The organism is Aeromonas sp. S18(2024) (assembly GCF_041402525.1).
Taxonomy (GTDB): Bacteria; Pseudomonadota; Gammaproteobacteria; order Enterobacterales; family Aeromonadaceae; genus Aeromonas; species Aeromonas enteropelogenes.
On the sequence record NZ_JBGLQV010000005.1, the window covers coordinates 270299 to 288740 of the forward strand.

At 64.0% G+C, this 18442-nt stretch carries 15 protein-coding genes and 1 pseudogene; 8 read left to right on the forward strand and 8 right to left on the reverse strand.

Translation table 11 applies throughout. The features are described 5' to 3' along the window. The first annotated feature begins 9 nt into the window (after positions 1–9). The 3 genes and pseudogenes from ACB034_RS11260 to ACB034_RS11270 all read left to right on the forward strand — a co-directional run bounded on the left by ACB034_RS11260 (position 10) and on the right by ACB034_RS11270 (position 5512). Positions 10–1404: an AMP-binding protein gene (locus ACB034_RS11260; RefSeq protein WP_061476297.1), complete on the forward strand. Its 1395-nt coding sequence runs from the start codon at positions 10–12 to the stop codon at positions 1402–1404. Between the two features lie 216 nt (positions 1405–1620). Beyond that, entirely contained in the window at positions 1621–4371 is a 2751-nt protein-coding gene (locus ACB034_RS11265; RefSeq protein ID WP_061476300.1) for a collagenase, read from the forward strand. A 170-nt stretch (positions 4372–4541) separates the two neighbouring features. Beyond that, a pseudogene (locus tag ACB034_RS11270) lies at positions 4542–5512 on the forward strand (ElyC/SanA/YdcF family protein). A 59-nt stretch (positions 5513–5571) separates the two neighbouring features. Here the strand turns inward: ACB034_RS11270 and ACB034_RS11275 are convergent. Together ACB034_RS11275 and ACB034_RS11280 are read right to left on the reverse strand one after the other, a co-directional pair. Continuing rightward, positions 5572–7620, reverse strand: coding sequence for a tRNA(Met) cytidine acetyltransferase TmcA (locus tag ACB034_RS11275; protein WP_371172851.1), 2049 nt, complete (start codon positions 7618–7620; stop codon positions 5572–5574). Next, a complete protein-coding gene (locus ACB034_RS11280; RefSeq protein WP_371172852.1) occupies positions 7617–7931 on the reverse strand; it encodes an HlyU family transcriptional regulator in 315 nt (104 codons plus the stop codon). The genes ACB034_RS11275 and ACB034_RS11280 overlap by 4 nt, the downstream gene beginning before the upstream one ends. A gap of 138 nt (positions 7932–8069) precedes the next feature. Between ACB034_RS11280 and ACB034_RS11285 the strand changes: the two genes are divergently transcribed. The 3 genes from ACB034_RS11285 to ACB034_RS11295 all read left to right on the forward strand — a co-directional run bounded on the left by ACB034_RS11285 (position 8070) and on the right by ACB034_RS11295 (position 9510). Then, on the forward strand, positions 8070–8276 hold the full coding sequence (locus tag ACB034_RS11285; RefSeq protein WP_026456376.1) for a bacterioferritin-associated ferredoxin: 207 nt from the start codon (positions 8070–8072) through the stop codon (positions 8274–8276). A 132-nt stretch (positions 8277–8408) separates the two neighbouring features. Next, positions 8409–8885 (forward strand): bacterioferritin, encoded by a 477-nt coding sequence (gene bfr, locus ACB034_RS11290; protein ID WP_042025922.1) that lies wholly within the window; start codon positions 8409–8411, stop codon positions 8883–8885. A gap of 166 nt (positions 8886–9051) precedes the next feature. After that, entirely contained in the window at positions 9052–9510 is a 459-nt protein-coding gene (locus ACB034_RS11295; protein WP_026456374.1) for a methylglyoxal synthase, read from the forward strand. 67 nt (positions 9511–9577) lie between these two features. Here ACB034_RS11295 and ACB034_RS11300 read toward each other — a convergent pair whose 3' ends face one another. Then, complete coding sequence (locus tag ACB034_RS11300) at positions 9578–10729, reverse strand: iron-containing alcohol dehydrogenase (protein ID WP_371172853.1); 1152 nt, start codon at positions 10727–10729, stop codon at positions 9578–9580. A 162-nt stretch (positions 10730–10891) separates the two neighbouring features. Next, positions 10892–11344, reverse strand: a complete 453-nt coding sequence (locus ACB034_RS11305) for a hypothetical protein (RefSeq protein WP_371172854.1) — start codon at positions 11342–11344, stop codon at positions 10892–10894. A gap of 451 nt (positions 11345–11795) precedes the next feature. Between ACB034_RS11305 and ACB034_RS11310 the strand changes: the two genes are divergently transcribed. Next, the gene (locus ACB034_RS11310; protein WP_371172855.1) at positions 11796–13268 is read left to right on the forward strand and encodes a C69 family dipeptidase; all 1473 of its coding nucleotides are present in this window, start codon (positions 11796–11798) and stop codon (positions 13266–13268) included. A 65-nt stretch (positions 13269–13333) separates the two neighbouring features. Here ACB034_RS11310 and ACB034_RS11315 read toward each other — a convergent pair whose 3' ends face one another. From ACB034_RS11315 to ACB034_RS11325, 3 genes are read right to left on the reverse strand one after another with little or no spacing between them, the layout of a single operon-like run. After that, positions 13334–14080, reverse strand: coding sequence for an SDR family oxidoreductase (locus ACB034_RS11315; protein WP_342017648.1), 747 nt, complete (start codon positions 14078–14080; stop codon positions 13334–13336). Positions 14081–14122: 42 nt separating this feature from the next. Beyond that, a complete protein-coding gene (locus ACB034_RS11320) occupies positions 14123–14368 on the reverse strand; it encodes a DUF3624 domain-containing protein (protein ID WP_371172856.1) in 246 nt (81 codons plus the stop codon). Beyond that, positions 14355–14900 carry an N-acetyltransferase family protein gene (locus ACB034_RS11325; protein ID WP_371172857.1) on the reverse strand — a complete coding sequence of 182 codons (546 nt, stop codon included), beginning with the start codon at positions 14898–14900 and terminating at the stop codon, positions 14355–14357. The genes ACB034_RS11320 and ACB034_RS11325 overlap by 14 nt, the downstream gene beginning before the upstream one ends. 185 nt (positions 14901–15085) lie before the next feature. Here ACB034_RS11325 and ACB034_RS11330 point away from each other — a divergent pair, with 185 nt between their 5' ends. Beyond that, entirely contained in the window at positions 15086–16528 is a 1443-nt protein-coding gene (locus tag ACB034_RS11330) for a RimK family protein (protein ID WP_371172858.1), read from the forward strand. 77 nt (positions 16529–16605) lie between these two features. Here ACB034_RS11330 and ACB034_RS11335 read toward each other — a convergent pair whose 3' ends face one another. Further along, entirely contained in the window at positions 16606–18234 is a 1629-nt protein-coding gene (locus tag ACB034_RS11335) for an alpha-amylase family glycosyl hydrolase (RefSeq protein ID WP_371172859.1), read from the reverse strand. Positions 18235–18442: the final 208 nt, after the last annotated feature.

Genomic DNA, 18442 nt, shown 5'->3' on the forward strand with positions numbered 1-18442 from the left:
CCCGCCCCAATGCAGGAGACTTGCCCAGTACGCCACTGGGCAAGGCTCGCCCCCCATCGCATCGCCATCCACACCGACACCCCGCTGAGCTACCGGACGCTCGATCGGCGCCTCAACAGCCTGTGCGACCAGCTCGCCCGTGCCGGCCTCACCCGCGGGGATCATCTGGCCGCCGTGGTGCGCGGCGCGCTGGAGGATGTGCTGCTGGCCTGGGCCTGCGTGCGCAGCGGTATCGTGTTCTGTCCGCTCAATCCCGCCTTTCCGCTCACCCGACAAGCCGAGCTGGCCAGCCGCCTCGACGCCCGGGCCTTCTGGTCGGCGGGCGACATGCCGAGCGGTGACTGGCAAGCGCTACGGCTCGATTTCAGCCGCGAGCTGGCAGCAGGTGATGACGAGTGGCCGCTTGAGCCAACCCAGCTCAACAACATGATCCTCACCTCGGGCTCCAGTGGCACACCGAAAGCTGTGATGCACCGGCTGGCCAACCATCTGGCCTCGGCACGGGGCTCCGCAGCCCTCATTCCCCTCGACGAAGAGTGTGGCTGGCTGCTCTCCCTGCCGCTGTTTCATGTCGGCGGTTACGCCATTCTGTTTCGGGTCTTTCTGGCGGGAGCCGCCCTGGTGCTGGACGATCGCAGCCGCCCCCTCGAGGCACGGCTCGAGCGCCAGCCCATCACCCACCTGTCCCTGGTACCGACCCAGCTCTGGCGCCTGCTGGCCCGGGGCTTTGATCCTGCACGCTCCCGATTGCGCGAGCTGCTGCTCGGCGGCGCCGCCATCCCGCAGCCGCTGGTCGAGCGCCTCGCCGCCATGGGGCTCACCCCCAAGGTGAGCTACGGCCTCTCCGAGATGGGCAGCCAGGTCTGTACCGCTCTGCCTGCCTGGGCGGGGATGGTGGGCCGCCCGCTGCCGGGGCGGGAGTTGTGCATCAAGGGACAGGAAATCTGCGTGCGCGGCGCCACCCTGTTTGCCGGTTACTACCGTGATGGCGCGCTGGAACTGCCCCTCGATCAGGACGGCTGGTTCCACACCCGCGACAAGGGGCACCTCACCCCGAACGGCGAGCTGGTGGTGGAGGGGCGGCTTGACAACCTCTTCATCTCGGGCGGGGAGAACATCCAGCCCGAAACCATAGAGCAGCGGCTGGTGGATCACCCCGCCATCGCCCAGGCGCTGGTGGTGCCGGTGCCGAACGATGAGTGGGGGCAGCGCCCCGCCGCCTTTATCGACTGGCACGGAGACCCCGTTCCCCATGCCGAACTGGTCGCCTGGATCAAGGCTTCCCTGCCCGGCTTTATGGTGCCGGATCACTGGCTGCCCTGGCCCGATCTCGGCGGCAACCTGAAGCCCTCCCGTCAGCATCTGGCCCACACGGCCCGGATCCACGTGGGAGACAGGACATGAAATGTGATGTTTATCACATTTTATGTTTTTACCCATCGTTCAAAAAAGCCGCATGTGAGTCTTTACTTTCAATCAAGCCCCGTCCGAGTCACAAACTGGCGTATGATATAAATTTTATCTATTTTTCAGTGTGTTAATTTACAGTTGATATCCTTTTGGGGCCTAGTAGATTGCCCTCCCTTCACCACGTAGACAATAAAAAACGAAGGGATAACAATGACTCGTTCAGGCTCAAGGTGGTGGCTGCTGGCCACCCCGCTGCTTGTTGCCGCCCAGGCACAGGCCGACTACTCCCCCACCGACTGGCAAGACTACCGGCTGACCGGTGAATCAAACCGCCAGCTCGCCCCCCGCGTTACCGAGGTGACCTACGAACTCAAGGCACGCGACGCAGATGCCCCCTATCAGCAACTCAGGGTCTATCGTCGCTTCGACTGGCAGGAGAGCGATCTCGCCTCGCTGGCTGAAAATCACTGCAGCGAACCCAAATTGCGGGTCGAGGCGGGCTGGCAAATCCGCTATCTCAGCTGCGAGCAGCGAGTGCCGGCCGGCAAGGCGGTGCCCGCCACCAGCTACGACTACGGCTATGGCCTCAAGGAGGGGCGATGGGAACAGCTGGCCGGCACGCCGACCGCCTCCCGCACGGATCGCTTCCCCCTACCCGAACCCGTCTTGCTGGGTCATACCGAGCAGGAGCTGGATCGCTGCGAACTGAACGCCCGGGGGCGCTGCGCCGATCCCGAGTGGCACTATCAGCCGCAGGATTGGCAACAGCTGGAAGTGAAGGAGGAGACCCCGAGTGAGCGGGATGGCCGACTGGAGCAGGTGTTCTTCCGCCTGCAGCCCGTCCCCGGCAGCCTGGCGGCCAGCCAGGTCAGCGAGCTGCACGTCTGGCGCAGCTATCGCTGGCAGCTGGAGCAGGCCGCCGCCATCCAGCAGGAGTGTGACGAGCCCATGGAGCGCCAGGAGGGGGAGAACACCGTTCGTTACCGCCTCTGCCGCCAGGTCATTCCGGCCGGCAGCGAGGTGATGGTGACCCTGAAAGACACGGGCTATCAGAACCCGGTCAGCGGCCGTGAGTGGCAACCCCTGCCGGAGACCGACGAGTGGCAGGAGAGCCGGGTGATACAGCGCCCCATCGTACTGGCCAGCAAGGAGGAGCTACTGGCGTGCCACCGCCCCAATGGCCGTCCCTGCGGCGAGCCGGATCAGCCCGACACTACGCTGCTGGATGCCGACGCGGCGCAGCTGGTCACCGATGTCAGCGGCCAGAACAGTCCCGCCTGGCAGGCCGATTATGGCCACGACGACGCCAAGCTGATGGCGGTGGTGCGCGGCATGCGCGCCCTGCTGGCCGCCAACCAGCCGACCCACCCGGCCATGGACAAGCTGCTCTACTATGTGCGCGCCCACAACTACCATGACGGTGTGCGCCGGGAGAGCGATCAGGTAGCCCGGGAACTCGCGGCCGTGATGATGGCGCTGCTCGATCACCCCCTGCTGCTCACCGCCGAACCGCAGGATCAGGCCGGTACCGTGCTGGAGGCCTGGAGCGTCGCCGCCCAGGGGCAGCTGGAGCAAAGTGCGTTTCGCCAGAGCGCCGGCCCCATGCTGGTCCAGCTCAACCGGGCGCTCGCCTACGCGGCGCAGCATGCCGTCCTGATCAATGGCCACAAGCCGTGGGCTGACGGCATCTTCGAGCTGCTCAACCTGATCGACCAGAGCGCCAACGCCGGCCAGCAGGCCGATTTCAGCGCCACCTTCATGGCACAGGAGCCCTCTCTGCGCCAGAGCCTGCGCCAACTGGGCATGAGCGAGCTGGCGCTCTGGAAACAGCGTGACGGGTCGCGGGATCTGTTTGTCTTCAACAACATCCTCGACGCCCACAGCCGCCTCTACCGGATGATGAGCTACAGCCGACCGGACGAGGCGGCCCGCTATCGCCAGCTGCTGGACCGCGATGTCATCGCCATCATGCGTCACCACGGCCTGATCCCGGGCGGCCCCCACCCGGCCACGCTGCTGGAGGATGTCTCCCTGACCCTCTCCAGCTACTACCTCACCTACACGGATCGCACCAGCGAGGCCTGCATCAGCGGTGACTTCGCCGGACTCTGCACCCCCATCCGGATGGAGGACATACTGCCGTTCGAACACACCTGCTCACCCACCCTGCGCCTGCGGGCCCAGGATCTGACCCAGGCCCAGGCCGAGGAGATCTGCCGCGAGCTGGGGGCGGAGGAGCAGCAGTTCCACCAGCAGATGGAGACAGGCTGGCAACCGGTGGCCGACGATCACAACGAGACCCTCGAGCTGGTGATCTTCGACTCCTCCGCCGACTGGAACCGCTACGGCGGCGCCCTGTTCGGGGTCTCCACCGACAATGGCGGCATCTATATCGAAGGGGATCCGGCTCGTCCGGGCAACCAGGCCCGCTTCTTCGCCTATGAGGCGGAGTGGAAGCGCCCCGCCTTCCAGGTGTGGAACCTGCGCCACGAATACGTCCACTATCTGGATGCCCGCTTCAACCAGTACGGCAGCTTCGGCCAGTACCCCCTCAACCGCACCACCTGGTGGGCGGAGGGGCTGGCGGAGTACATCGCCCACGGCCAGTGCTTCGCCCGCGGTCTGGACAATGTAGCCGGCCGCCCCGCCGACCGGCAGCCAACCCTGGGGGAGATCCTCCACCTCGATTACGATCAGGGCGGCGACATGGTCTACTCCTGGTCCTATACCGTTCACCGCTTCCTGAACGACACCGGTCGCAACGCCAGTTGGCTGGCCCTGGCGCAGGCCCTGCGCAACCCGGATCGCCAGCAGGCTTTGAGTGACTTCGAGGGGGAGATGGATCGACTGATCGCCAGCGACAGTGCCGCCTATCAGACCTGGCTGAACAGGGAACTGCTGCCCTGGTGGCAGGCCAACAAGGAGTCCGACGCCTGCAAGGGGAATGACTCCGTGCACTGATTCATTTGATACACAAGGGGACAGCCATGGCTGTCCCCTTTTTATCCTCTGCCGCTGCGACAAGCCCTGCCCCAGCCAGACAACCCCTTGCTATCAAGTCTGACGCCCGCCCCCGAGTTGTAATAGAATGCCGAAAACCACTTCAACTTCAGACCCGAATCGCACCGCGCATGAAGAAGTTTGCCAAGATCCTCCTCGCCTCCCTGCTGTTGCTGCTGGCGCTGATTGCCTCGCTGCTGGCCTATGGCGAGTGGATTGTCTCCGACACCCGCCAATACACCTATGACGAGGTGAGCGAGGTGCCATACAACCCGGTAGCCGTGGTGCTGGGTACCTCCAAATACCTTGCAGGTGGCGGCCCCAACCACTACTTCAAGTACCGCATCAAGGCCGCGGCCGAGCTATACAACAACGCCAAGGTGGATTACATCCTGGTCTCCGGCGACAACGCCACCTTGCAATACAACGAACCGCGCCAGATGCGCCGCGCCCTGATCAAGGCGGGCATCCCGGCAGCTGCCATCTACATGGACTTCGCCGGATTCCGCACGCTGGATTCCGTGGTACGGGCCAAGGAGGTGTTCGGCCAGGAGCGCTTCACCGTAGTTTCCCAGGGCTTTCACAATGAGCGAGCCATCTTCATCGCCCACCACTTCGGCATCAACGCCATCGGCTTCAACGCCGAGGACCCCAGCGCCTATCAGGGGATCCGCACCCGGATCCGGGAGGTGTTTGCCAGGGTGATGGGGCTGCTCGATCTCTATGTGCTGGACAAGGGGCCCAAGTTTCTCGGCGACCCGGTTCCCATCGGTCTGCCCGTCCCCTGCGAGCCACTGAGCACCCTGAGTACCCGGCATCCCTGCATCAAGCAGCCCAAACCGGCGGTCACACCACCGGTGAAGCAGCAAGAATCCGAGCCAGTCGTCGCCCGCCGGTAAAGCAGCAAGAATCCGAACCAGCTGTTACGCCACCGGTAAAACCGCAAGAATCAGAGCCGGCCGTCGCGCCGCCGGTAAAACCGCAAGAATCCGAGCCGGCCGTCGCGCCACCGGTGAAACCGCAAGAACCCGAGCCAGCCGTCGCACCACCGGTAGAGCAGCAAGCGCCGGAGTCTGCGACCAACGCCGCCATGGCCACCTGATATGACAAACGACCCGCCAATTGGCGGGTCGTTTTCGTTGAAGGGGAAGTTGCCAACGGTTACAGCAGACGGGCCAGCAGGGCACGCAGCGCCTTGATAAGCGCAGGCTTGCCCGCCAGTTGCAGCCGGCCGGCCAGACGGGTCCAGTCTGCATATTGCCAGATGGTGGCGATCAGCAGATGGCGCTCGTCGGCCATTAGCGGCGCGAGCCGGTCAATATTGCCCGCCAGCCAGCGCTGCAGGCTGGGCTGACACAGCTCGAACGGCTTGTGATGGTGAGCAAAGCAGGCCAGCTCATCACACACGAACGCATCCGGCTCACCCGAGACAGGCTCGCTGCCCTGCACACACTGCCACACCAGCTCTGGGTCCAGCCCCTTGAGCTCCCCCGCCAGCAGGGTCGGCAACTGGGCCACGAAACGCCGTCGCCACAGGGCCAGCTCGGGCTCATGTTCCGGCTTGAGCGCCTTGAGCAGCAGGGCGGCGTGGCTGCCGCTGGCGGCATCCCGCTGCAACCCGATGCGCAGCGCCACCAGCCCCGCCTTGCGCCAGAACGGCAGCAGATCGGCGCTGGCCGAGAAGGCGGAGCCGAGGTAGTCGAGGCCCGCCTGGCGGTAGTGCGCCTCCAGTTGGCCAAGCAACAGCGAGCCGAGACCATGGCGATGAAGCTCGGGATGGATGGCGATGCGCATCACCCTGGCGTAGCTGCGCTCCCCAGCCGTCTTGCACCCCGCGTGGGCCAGCAATGACTGGGGCAGCAGATGACCGCGCGGTCGCCGCCGGCCAGCCCAGATCGCCTCCGCCAGCTCGGGTTCTATCTGGCCCTCCCGCGCTACCAAAGCCACCCCAAGCAAGCTCTGCGCCTCTTCCAGCAGGTGGATATCGAGGCTTGGGCTCTCCAGCAGAGCTCTGAGATCACTTGGCGTAGTCTGGTAGTGAGCCAGCACCAGCAGGCCGAATATCTGGTTGAGCAGCGTTTCGTCCTTTGCCAACACGTCTTGCGCGATCATCCGCCAGCGCGGATGAGTCGGCGGCAAGGGAGCTGCCACCTCGGCGTTGAGGCCGAGCAGGCGAAACACCAGCGGCTCCAGCGGATCCCGGGCACTCCAGCGGATTGGCGAGGCCAGGTGAACTTCCTGCCAGTCCGGCGTCTCCCTGTCCAGCACCCGCTTGAAGCGCAGATGAAAGCCACGCCCCGTCCCCTCGTAACCGTGCTCCGTGGTGGCGAAGACGATGCGGCTGTGACGGGCCAGCATGGCCTCCAGCAGAGGGGTCGGGATGGCGGCGGCTTCGTCCACCAGCAGCAGATCGGGCTGCAGCCCCTCGTGTACCAGCCGATCCGGCGAGCAATACGCAATGCCCGCCAGCTTCTCCACCGTGGTGCCAAGCCTTTTGGCCGCGTGGTCAAACAGGGTGGCGACCGTCCCCTGGGAGGGGGCCGTCACAATTATCTGCAGGTCGGGCTGGTCACGCAGTAATTCGGCGGCGGCGATCCCCAACAGGCTGCTCTTGCCACGGCCACGGTCGGCGCTCAGCACCAACGGACGGCGACGATGGCCGTGCAGCACCTTGTGGATGGCGGGCAGGGCAAGGGCCTGATCGTCGCTCAAGGGACGATCGGGCCCCAACGGCTGCCAGGGCTCGCCATCGTCCGGGGGCAGCAAAGAGAGCGCCGGATCCCCTTCCAGCAACCGCACCAGCCGGGCGATAAAGCCGTGCCCCGCCTGCGCGGCCTCTTCGGGCCGGGCCACCAGCCGCACCCGATCCGAGTCCGGGTAGCCGGGCCATTGCGCCCTCGGCGGAGTCAGCAACAGCAGCAAGCCGCCAGCGCGCAGGGTACCGGCCAACGCCCCGAAGGCGTCGGGGTGAAAGCCGCTGAAGGCGTTGAGCACCAGGGTGTCGCACTCCTGCCCGAGTCGCTGCAACGCCTTGGCTGCCGGCAGGGGGTTATGACAGACAGGCCCCTCCCCGAGCCAAAAGACAGCCTCGCCGAGCAGGGCATCGGCACGGGCGATACAGTCGGTCTGCTCCCCCTCCAGCCAGATCAGCCGCCGCTCACCGGTACGGGCCAGGCATTGGCGCAAGTCTCCCACCTCTGATGGCGTCATGATGCGGTGTTGTCGCCCGGTTTGACCCTGGGCTCGAACATGCGCTCCCCCATCTGGTCGATGAAGATGTGGGCCTTCTGCACCATGAAGCGTTCAGCATCGGCCGGGTTGGCAAACAGATCGGAGCGGATGAAGCGGTGGGTCAGCAGGACACCGTCCACCTCTTTGGTGATGCGGCCTGCCAGCCGGTACTGGCCTCCCTCCGCCATGGGCTCGGGGTAGATAAGATAACCGGCGTATTCGGTGGGCGTGACCTCGGCGGCTTGCGGTGACTGGCTCCCGAACAGGGCGCCGAACAGTTTCTTGAGCATGATGATCCCCCTCTGTGACAGGGCATTGTCCCCAAGGGGTGGATGAGTGGCAAGCGGAGCAACTTATTACCAATGGTTATTTGCATTACAAACCATTATCATTTAGATTTCCCTCAATTGCAGCATGAGGTAATCACTATGTATGTCTGTTTGTGCCGTGGCATCACAGATACCCAGATCCGCAAGGCGGTACAGGCAGGCAGCGGCGAGTTTCGCCAGCTCAAGCAGGAGCTGGAAGTCGGCGCCCAGTGTGGCAAGTGTGTGCGCATGACCATGGAGATCATCGCCACCGAGCTCGACAAACTGGCCAAGGAGCAACCTCCGCTCTACTACGAAGTGGCTTGATCCGGCCATCTGTCGGCTTTGCCGACTCACCCCTCCCATCAGACGAGCAGGCTCGTCTGACCTTCTTTTGTCACTTTTCTCGACTAAGCTCTAACGATCGAAGCCGCAGGCACGAACCAAGGAGCACTGTCGATGAAAGGAGATCCCAAGATCATTGCCCACCTCAACAAGGTGCTGGCCAATGAGCTGATTGCCATCAACCAATACTTCCTCCACGCTCGTATCTACGATGACTGGGGCCTCAAGGCGCTCGGGCACAAGGAGTATCACGAGTCCATCGATGAGATGAAGCACGCCGACGAACTGGTCAAGCGGATCCTGTTTCTGGAAGGGCTGCCCAACCTGCAGGATCTGGGCAAGCTGCGCATCGGTGAGACGGTGGAGGAGATGCTGCGCTGCGACCTGTCGCTGGAGCTGGACGCCATCCCCGATCTCAGGGTGGCCATCGCCTACGCCGAGTCGGTGCAGGACTACGTCAGCCGCGACCTGTTCCAGGACATACTGGAAGATGAAGAGGAGCATGTGGACTGGCTGGAGACCCAGCTCGATCTCATCGATCGCATCGGCCTGGAGAACTACCAGCAATCCCAACTGCATCACGACTCCTGAGAGCGCCTCATGCATGCCACCCGACACCCGCTACGGCGGGTGTCTTCGTTTGCCGGCCCGCAAAACTGTCCGCCAGGATCACAGTTAGCGCGACCGGTACAGCAAGCGCCACGGCTTTCGTTTAGGATACGCCTCTCTTCTCATCATATGATTACGGACATTTTCCATGGAACAGATCGCACGCGAGATGGCCCCTCACAAGCGGGTCGCCCTGGTGGCTCACGACAACATGAAGACCGCCCTGCTGAACTGGGTGATGCGCCGCAAGGAGGAGCTCAAGCTCCACCATCTCTATGCCACCGGCACCACGGGCACCATGCTCGGCAAAAATGCCCAGTTGCCCATCACCTGCCTCTTCTCCGGCCCCATGGGCGGTGACCAGCAACTCGGCGCCCTGATCGCCGAGGGCAAGATAGACGTGCTGATCTTCTTCTGGGATCCCCTCAATGCGGTGCCCCACGATCCGGACGTGAAGGCCCTGCTGCGCCTGGCGGCGGTGTGGAACATCCCGGTGGCCACCAACGAGGCGACCGCCGACTTCATCATGGACAGCCCCCACATGCAGCAAAAATTCAGCGTGCAGATCCCCGATTACGCCGGCTATCTCAAGGCCAGAACCGAGTAATCGAATCTCGAGATGCAACAAGGGCCGCATGATGCGGCCCTTGTCGTTGTGCACTTGCCTGACGGGCTCACAGCGCTCGAACCAGGATCCGCGCCACCACGTCCGTGTCTATGTCCTGCTGTTCCCCCAGGGCGGTGCGCCCCACCCGTTTGAGGTTGGAGCAGATGGCGGGGATGCAGCTCTCGCCGAGATCGTAAGCGGCCAGCCTGGTCGGCAGCCCCATCTGCTGGAAGAACTGCTCGGTGCGGATGATCGCCTCCTCGATGCGCAGCGCCTTGTCTTCCCGGGTCGAGTGCCATACCCGCTCGGCAAACTGGGCGAGCTTCTCCTGCTTCTGGGCCGCCCGCTCCCGCAGCAGCGAGGGCAGCACCACCGCCAGACTCTGGCCATGATCCAACCCGTAGAGCGCCGTCAGCTGGTGGCCGATGGCGTGGCTCGCCCAATCCTGCGGCACCCCGCAGCCGATGAGGCCATTGAGCGCCAGACTGGCGGCCCACATCAGGTTGGCGCGTACCTGATAGTTATCCGGCTCCTGCAGCGCCCTGGGGCCGTTATCCACCAGTACCTGCAGCAGGGCCTCCGCCAGCCTGTCCTGCACCTCGCCCCCAACCGGGAAGGTGAGGTACTGCTCGGTGACGTGGACGAAGGCATCCACCACCCCGTTGCCGGTCTGGCGGGCGGGCAGGCTGTAGGTGGTGGCGGGATCGAGCACCGCAAATTGTGGCTGCACCAGTGGGCTTCTGAAGGAGATCTTGGCATCCCCCCGGCTCACCACTGCGGTCGGATTACTCTCGGAGCCGGTGGCCGGCAGGGTCAGTACGCAGCCCAGGGGCAACGCCCTGGCGACGTCCGCCTGGTTGGCACAGATATCCCAGGGGTCATCCCCTTCGTAGCAGGCCGCCGCGGCAACAAACTTGGTGCCATCCACCACTGAGCCGCCCCCGACCGCCAGCAGAAAGTCGATGCGCTCGCGCTTGACCAACTCGACCGCCTCCATCAGACGCTCGTATCTGGGATTGGCGCTGATGCCGGAGAACTCCTGCCACTCCATGCCGGCCAAGGCCTGGCGGATCTGCTCATAGACGCCGTTTTGCCGGATGCTGCCGCCCCCGTAGAGCACCAGCAGACGGCTACCCGGCGGGATCAACGCCGGCAGGCTGGCGATCTGACCTTCACCGAAGCAGATGCGGGTCGGATTGGCATATTGGAAGTTGTACACGGCGGACTCCTCGGCTTGAACGATGCCGGAACATTGTGCGCCTGCAGAGAAGTGAGGTCAAAACGGGTGGCAGTATCTTGCCCGCCGGTGGCCGATGCTGGCCGAAGCTGGCCGAAGCTGGCCGAAGCCGGCAAGGCTGGCGGGCATCCGGCAACGGCAAACTCATACCGTTGTAGTTGTCTCGCTCTTGCTCGTCTTGCCGGTCAGGCGATCCATGGCCTCCTTGAGCATCGCCTCCTGCTGCTCCTTGAGCGTCTTGCCCTGCTGCTCCCGCTCCTCGGCGGTCAGGGTCTTGTCGCCGGCGATCGTCTGGAGCTGCTCTTCCAGCTCGTTGTACTTCTTGCGATCAAATCCCAGCGCCTTGTCCACCAGCTGTTGCATCACGGCCCCCTTGTCGGAGCTCATGTCCAGCGCGGGAGGCAGCTTGCTGTTCTTCGCCAGGTGCTCATAGGTCAGCACCTGCTGGGCCTGACCGGTGATCCGCTGGGAGGAGAGGCTGACCAGCTCTTCCCAGCCGCCCCCCTGACCACCCGCCCCGGCACTGCTGAGGGTGGCAAGGGCGCGGGAGTTGGAGGCGCTCTGGGCAAGCTGCTGGCTGTAGGGTTTGATATCCATAAAAAGGGCTCCAGTCTGCATGACGGGTGGGCTGATTCGGTGACGTGAGGCGTCAGGCCTCACCATTGTCAATAAAACCAGCAAGTTACAGGCCAACTTGGCAAACGGGCCCACAAGCCTGCCGACATGGGGAATGCACCGGATGGCAGGCTCAGCGGCGTCAGAATCATGACTCCTCAGCCCCCTGGTTTTCCCCTCGGGATCCGCCATCCGCTGGCAGCGGTGTCAAAAATCGGGGATTGGCGCCAAGATCACAAAATAAATGACCACAACGAAATACAATCCTTAGCGCAGAATATGACCTGCAAGCAGTGTTATGGATGAAATGTTTGCATATTGATAAATTTACAGACCTATTCACCGGCACCTGCCTGTGCCGCCTCTGGCCTGCGGCAACAGCTATCCATCCCACCGCCTGATTTTTACCCACCACAATGACTCGGGCAACTCTATGAAAAAACACTCTCTGACCCTGCTCTCCGCCACCCTGTTCACCCTGCTTGGCACCAGTGCCGATGCCTGCACCGGCCTTATCGTCGGCAAGGGCGCCAGCACGGATGGCAGCGTGATGATCGCCAGAAACGAAGACTTCGGCATCAACAACTGGAACAAGTACCTCGCCTTCCACCCCGCCAAGCAGAACGAGGAGAAGGTCTGGCGACTGGGCAACGGGCTGGAAGTACCCATGCCCAAGGCCTTCCTGGCCTACTCCTCGATCCATGACTGGGATGCCGTCACCCTGGATCCGACTGGCAAGTATTACGAGGAGCGCGGTATCAACGAGTTCAACGTCGCCATCTCGGCCACCACCAGTGCCGAGGTCAACGAACGCGCCAAGAAGGCCGATCCGCTGATCGAGAAGGGGGTCATCGAGGCCATCATCCCCACCCTGATCCTGCCCCAGGCCAGGAGCGCGAAGGAGGGGGTCAAACTGCTCGGCGACTATGTAGAGAAATATGGTGCCGGTGAGGGCAACAGCCTCTATCTGGCGGATGTGAACGAGGCCTGGTTGATGGAGATAGGATCGGGCCACCACTGGATCGCGGTGCGGGTGCCGGATGACAGCTATGCCATGGTGGCCAACGGCCTGCGCATCCACGGCGTCAATCTGGACAGCCCGGATGTGCTGCACTCGCCCAAGCTGCTGGAGTTCGTGCAACAGCACAAGCTGCTGGACAAGGCCGACCCGGCATCGTTCAACTTCGCCAAGGCGTTCGGCGTGGTGGCCGACCCCTACAACGTGGATCGGGAGTGGCTCGGCCAGCAGATGCTGACTGCCTCTCACAAGCAGCCGACCCGCCAGGAGCAGTACCCGCTCTTCATGAAACCCGATGCCCCCATCGCCGTGGCCGATGTGGCCAGGGTGCTAAGCGCCACCTATGAGGGGACGCCGCTGGCCGGCAAGGCGGAGCGGCCGATCCGCATCGATCGCCAGCTCGAATCCCACGTCATCCAGCTGCGCAAGGAGATGCCCAGGGAGTTCCAAGGGTTGATTTGGCAAAGCTATGGCGTGCTCGCGGAATCCGTGATGGTGCCGCTCTACAACACCTTGCAATCCTATCCCCTGCCCTATCGCACCGGCAGCGACACCTATTCCGACGACTCCGCCTACTGGCAGTTCCGCAGCCTGACTGCGCTGGCCGGCACCAATCCGGACAAGTACCTGCCGCTGCTGCGGGGCGTCTGGCAGAAGGAAAGTGCCAAACTCTACAAGGAGGTGGCGCTGCTCGATCAGACGCTGAAACAGGCCTACAGCAAAGACCAGGCTACGGCGGTGGAACTGGCCTCCGACTACTCCTACGGCCAGCTGGAGCAGACCTACCAGATGGCGAAGGATCTGCGCTACAAGCTGATGACAGACCTCACCAAGAGCACGGAGAAAAAGTACTCGGAAGAGGAGTTCAAGAAGATCATGAGCCTGTAAGGGGCTCACCAAAGCAAGGAGGCACCCTCGGGTGCCTCCTTTCATTTGCTCGACGCCACCGTGATTCAGCGACGGCTGATATGGAGCGGGCCCGAGGTCTGGGCCACCGGCATGATCTCGATCCGGTTGATGTTGACGTGAGGGGGCTGCTGGCTGACCCAGAGCACGGTATTGGCGATGTCCTCCGGCTGGATTGCCTCGACCCCCTGATAGACGGTGGCCGCCTTGGCATCGTCACCGTGAAAGCGCACGTTGGAGAACTCGGTACCGCCGCACAGGCCGGGCTCCACATTGGTGACCCGGATGGCGGTGCCCGCCAGATCGGCGCGCAGGTTCAGGCTGAACTGCTTCACGAACGCCTTGGTGGCGCCGTAGACGTTGCCGCCCGGATAGGGATAGGTGCCGGCGATGGAACCGATGTTGATGACGTGACCGCGATTGCGCTCGACCATGCCCGGCAGCAGCAGCCGGGTCAGCAGGGTGAGGCCGCTGATGTTGGTGGCGATCATCTGCTCCCAGTCTTCAAGATGTGCCTTGTGGGCAGGCTCCAGCCCCAGGGCCAGTCCGGCATTGTTGACCAGCAGATCCACCTCACACCAAGCGGCAGGCAGCCCCTCAATGGCGGCCCGGGTCGCGGCCTTGTCCTGCACGTCGAACACCAGCGGCATAAAGTCTGGCCCCAGTTCGTCCGCCAGTGCCGCCAGGCGCTCACCGCGGCGACCGGTGCCTATCACCCGGTAGCCCGATTGCACCAGCAGGCGGCTGATGGCCGCCCCGAATCCGGACGACGCGCCCGTTACCATTGCTATCATCTGAACCTCCATTGTTATCTGTCTTCTTGAACCCATTCGATGTCATTCTTCATCCAGCTCGCGGCCCGTCCCCTTGCGCCAGAGAAACACCAGCAGGTGCAGCGCAAACAGGCCCGATCCCGCAAGGGCAAACAGCATGCTGGTGAGGGCATTGACCGAGCTGTCGGCGCCAAACCACCACCAGGCCAGCCAGCCGGCGAGACCGATGGCAAAGGTCTGGGCGGCGCACACGGGGCAGCGCCCCAGCTTGGCCTTGATGGCGGTGGCCAGGCAGTTATCGCAGCTCATCCCGACGCTCCCGCCCCTTTCCTTCGGCGGTGGGTGCCGCCTCACTCTGGTGTTCTCGCGTTTGGCCGCTGGCCCCCTCTTCCCTCAGCGGTAATACCAACCGCCGGGCATGCTGGCCATGGCCATAGTAATCCGGCAGCCTCTGCTGCAACCTGAATCCGAGTCCCTGATAGAGGGCCAGCGCGGCCTCGTTGCTCTCGCCGACCTCAAGCCGGATGGCCCTCCAGCCGGCCTCCCGCCCCTCGAGGATCACCTGCTCCAGCAGACGGCGGGCCCAGCCGAGACGGCGCACCGTCCAGCGGATGGCCAGGGTCTGCACCACCAGTCGATCCCAGCCCCTGTGCTCCAGCAGGCTGAGATAACCCATCAGTTGCTCCTTCTCATCCAGCAGCAGCAGGGTACGCCCCCTGGCCCGGGTGAGCAGATAGTGCCAGCGGCTGCGGCCGAAGGCGATTTCGGGGGGGAAGCAGTAACGCTCCAGCTTAACGATGGCGCCCACATCATCGGTTCGGGCCGCTCGTACGGTCAACACGGGGAGTCCTTGTTCGGTTATTTATCTTCAGCACCAAAAATGCGACTTGTATCACAAGTTACCAAGGCAGATATTAGGCACTGTAACCTCTTGTTTCCCCTCGCGCCATTGTCGTGCTTGTCGGTGCATCGAAGCCCACTGGGGATCCTGCCGTGTCAGGCAGTCCTTTCTGTGGAGCCGAAAATATGAGTACCTATGTCATCGTCGAAGAGCTGGGCGACTGGCCCTGCCATGCCGACTATCTGCTGACCGCCCGCACCTACCTGCAACACGGCGTGCCGACTACCGGCGGGCGCCCCCGCATCATCAACCTCTGTCGCAATCTGGATCACCTGAGCGCGGGTTATTACTGCTCTTTGCTGGCCCAGGCCCGCGGTCACCACTGCCTGCCCGGCCTGCAGGCCATCAGCGTGCTGCAACCCCAGCAACCGCCCGCCAAGCTGTGGCGCAAGCTGCAAGGGTGGTTGGCCCAGCAAAGCGAGGACAGGATCCGGGTGCGCACCATCTTCGGCCAGAGCGAACAGAGCGAATTGGCAGGGCTGGCCCGCTACTACTACGGCCTGAGCCAGCTGCCGCTGCAGGAGTTGACCCTCAAGCGCGGCCGCCACGGCTGGTCGGTGCGCCAGCAGCAGAGTCTCTCCCCCCTGGAGCTGAGCCAAAGCGAACAAGCCCTGATGTTGCACCACGCCCAGGCACTGGTGGGGACCGGCGATGAGGAGCAGGCAGCCCCCCTCTATCAGCTCGCCATCCTGGTCGACCCCGCCGACGGCCGCGCCAGCAGCGATGCATTGGCACTGACGCGCTTCATCGAGGCCGCCGCCGCCCAGGGGATCCAGGCCGAGATCCTGGCGCCGTCGGCCATCGAACGGCTGCCGGAGTTCGACACCCTGTGGCTGCGCGCCGAGACGGCGGTCGGCCACTACACCTTCGAGTTTGCCCGCCGCGCCGAGCAGCTCAAGATGCCGGTGATCGACAGCTCCCGCGCCATCCTGGCCTGCAGCAACAAGCTCTACCTCTACGAGCTGATGGTGCGCAGCGGCGTGCCCATGCCCCCCACCATGGTGGTGACCCGCCGCGGTCGCCACCATGTGGACGAGCTGGTGCAGCGGCTCGGCCTGCCACTGATGGTGAAGGTGCCCGACGGTGCGCAGGGGCGCGACCTTGCCATGGCCAGCGACGAGCAGCAACTTGCTCGCCTGCTGGATGAAGGCTTGGGTCGCTCCGCCCTGCTGCTGGTGCAGAGCCGGATCCCCGCCGAGTTCGACTGGCGTATCGGCTTTCTCGACGGCTCACCGTTGTTTGCCTGCCGCCGCTATCGCCCCGAGCCCGGCAACCGCATCCGCCGCCGCAAGCACCCCCTCGACATGAGCCGGATCGAGGCGCTGCCACTCACCGAGGTGCCGGAGCGGGTGCTGCAGACCGCTCGCCGCGCCGTCCACCAGCTTGGCAACGGTCTGTTCGGGGTGGATCTGCGCCAGCAGGGGCGCGATTGCGTGCTGCTGGAGATCATCGACAACCCCTGGATCAGGGGAGATATCGAAGACAAGGAGGCAACCGATCTCTATGAACGCCTCGCCCGCGCCTTTCGCCAGCGCCTGGAGAACCGGGGCCAGAGCGCGGCCGCCTGAGCAAACGCCAAGGGCCCCGTCATGGGGCCCTCTCGTTATTGTGCCGACATCATTGCAGCCGTGTTATTACAACCGAATCATTGCAACAACAGGAAGCGGCCGGTCAGAGGCGGCAGTTCCACCGTCACGCTGCCGCCGCCCAGAGCCAGGCTCTCGCCACTTTGCAGATCCACCAGGGCGCTGCCGCTGCGCAACTTGCCGGTTGGCAGGTTGTAACTGAGAGGCGTGGTAGAGACGTTGAGCAAGTAGACAATCTGTTCAGTCGCCGTCTGCTTGATGTCGCCGTAGAGGCTGCCCTCGGCCACCAGCTTGACCCGCTCTCCCTGATAGAGGGCGGGGCGGGCGGCGCGCAGGGCCAGCAGATCGCCAAGCCACTGCTTGAGTTCAACCTGCTCACCGCTCGGCACAAAGCCGGTGGCACCGGGCACCTTGCCGTCGCTGCGGGCCACGTGATCGTCACAGAGCCCCCGGGCCGCACAATCCGTGGTCACCTGGTTGGCAAAACCGGGTACCTCGTCGCCAAACTCCTCGCCGTAGTAGAGGGTGATAGGGCCGGAGCGGGCCGCCATAAAGCTGAAGGCCGCCTTGTGGCGCTGCCAGTAGTCCGCCGGATTGAAGTTGCCACGCTCCAGCAGATCGCCGAAGCGCACCAGATCGTGGTTACCCAGCATCAGGTTGGGCATGGCGTGGTTCGGGTAGTTCTCCACCTTGTTCCAGCTGGCGTCGAGCACACTGGCCCCCTGGCCGCCCTTGCCGGACTCCTCCACCGCCAGCGCCTGTACCAGACCGTAGCGCAGCGGGAAATCGAACGCCGAGGAGAGCGCCGGGTTGTCGCCCGGCCCATACGCCTGGGCCCGGATCTCGTCGGCCCCCTTCCACACTTCCCCGACCATATAGCCGAGGGTGCCCCACTGCTGGCCGGCGGCCTTGCGGGCCACACTGACTCGCGCCACCTCGGCGCGAATGGCGCGCCACTCATCGAGGCCGAGCTGATAAGCCTGATCGAGGCGCCAGCCGTCGATGCCGTACTGCTCGACCCAGTAGCGGGCCACCTCCTTGAAGTAGGCCAGGCTCTCGGGCTGGCTGTAATCCACCAGCTGGCCCGGGTAGCCGGCACCGCCGCTCTTGAGGGCGGGCAGCCGTCCCTCGGGCGAAGGCTTGCTCACCCCCACCTTGTTGACATGGCCGAACACGCCGTCGAGGAAGACGTAGAGGCCGCGCTGGTGCGCCCCATCCACCAGCTGCTTGAGCTGGGCATTGCTGCCGAAGTTGGGGTCCACGTTGAAGAAGTCACAGGCGAAGTAGCCGGTGGCATCCAGCCTGTCGTCGCCGCCTTGCCCGGCGCAGGAGTCGAACACAGGGGTGAGCCAGATGGCGTTGACGTTGAGGCTCTTGATGTGGTCCAGGCTGTCGATGATCCCCTGCAGATCACCGTTGTGCTGGGAGGGGCCGTAGCCGACGCCGTAGTTGGCGCTGCCGTCTCCGTCGACGAAAGACTCCACCATCACCTGATAGATGCGCAAGTTGCAGGCTGGCTGATCATCCCCGTAACAGGCGCGACTGGCCGTTGCCACGGGAGGATGGGCAATAGGAGGGGTGACGACCGGTGTGCCAGCCTCCCCGCCCGCCGTGCCGCTGCCACCACAGGCAGAAAGTAGCAGGGCGGCTCCGATGAGGCCGCCATGACGCAACGTTCCCTGTTTCATTGTTATGTTCCCGCTGTGAGCGCAAGTGCCTGATGCACCCGTTTTCAGCCATGATAGTGGCCCATGGCTGCGCCTGTCTGTGACTGAAAACGTTATCTGTCTCAGTGGGTTAGCCAGACTTATCCCGGGAGTCGCCCATGGGCGCACGCAACGCAAGGCTCGCCATGCTCTCGAAAACAGGGTGAAAGTGACCGGGGCGAAACCGTCA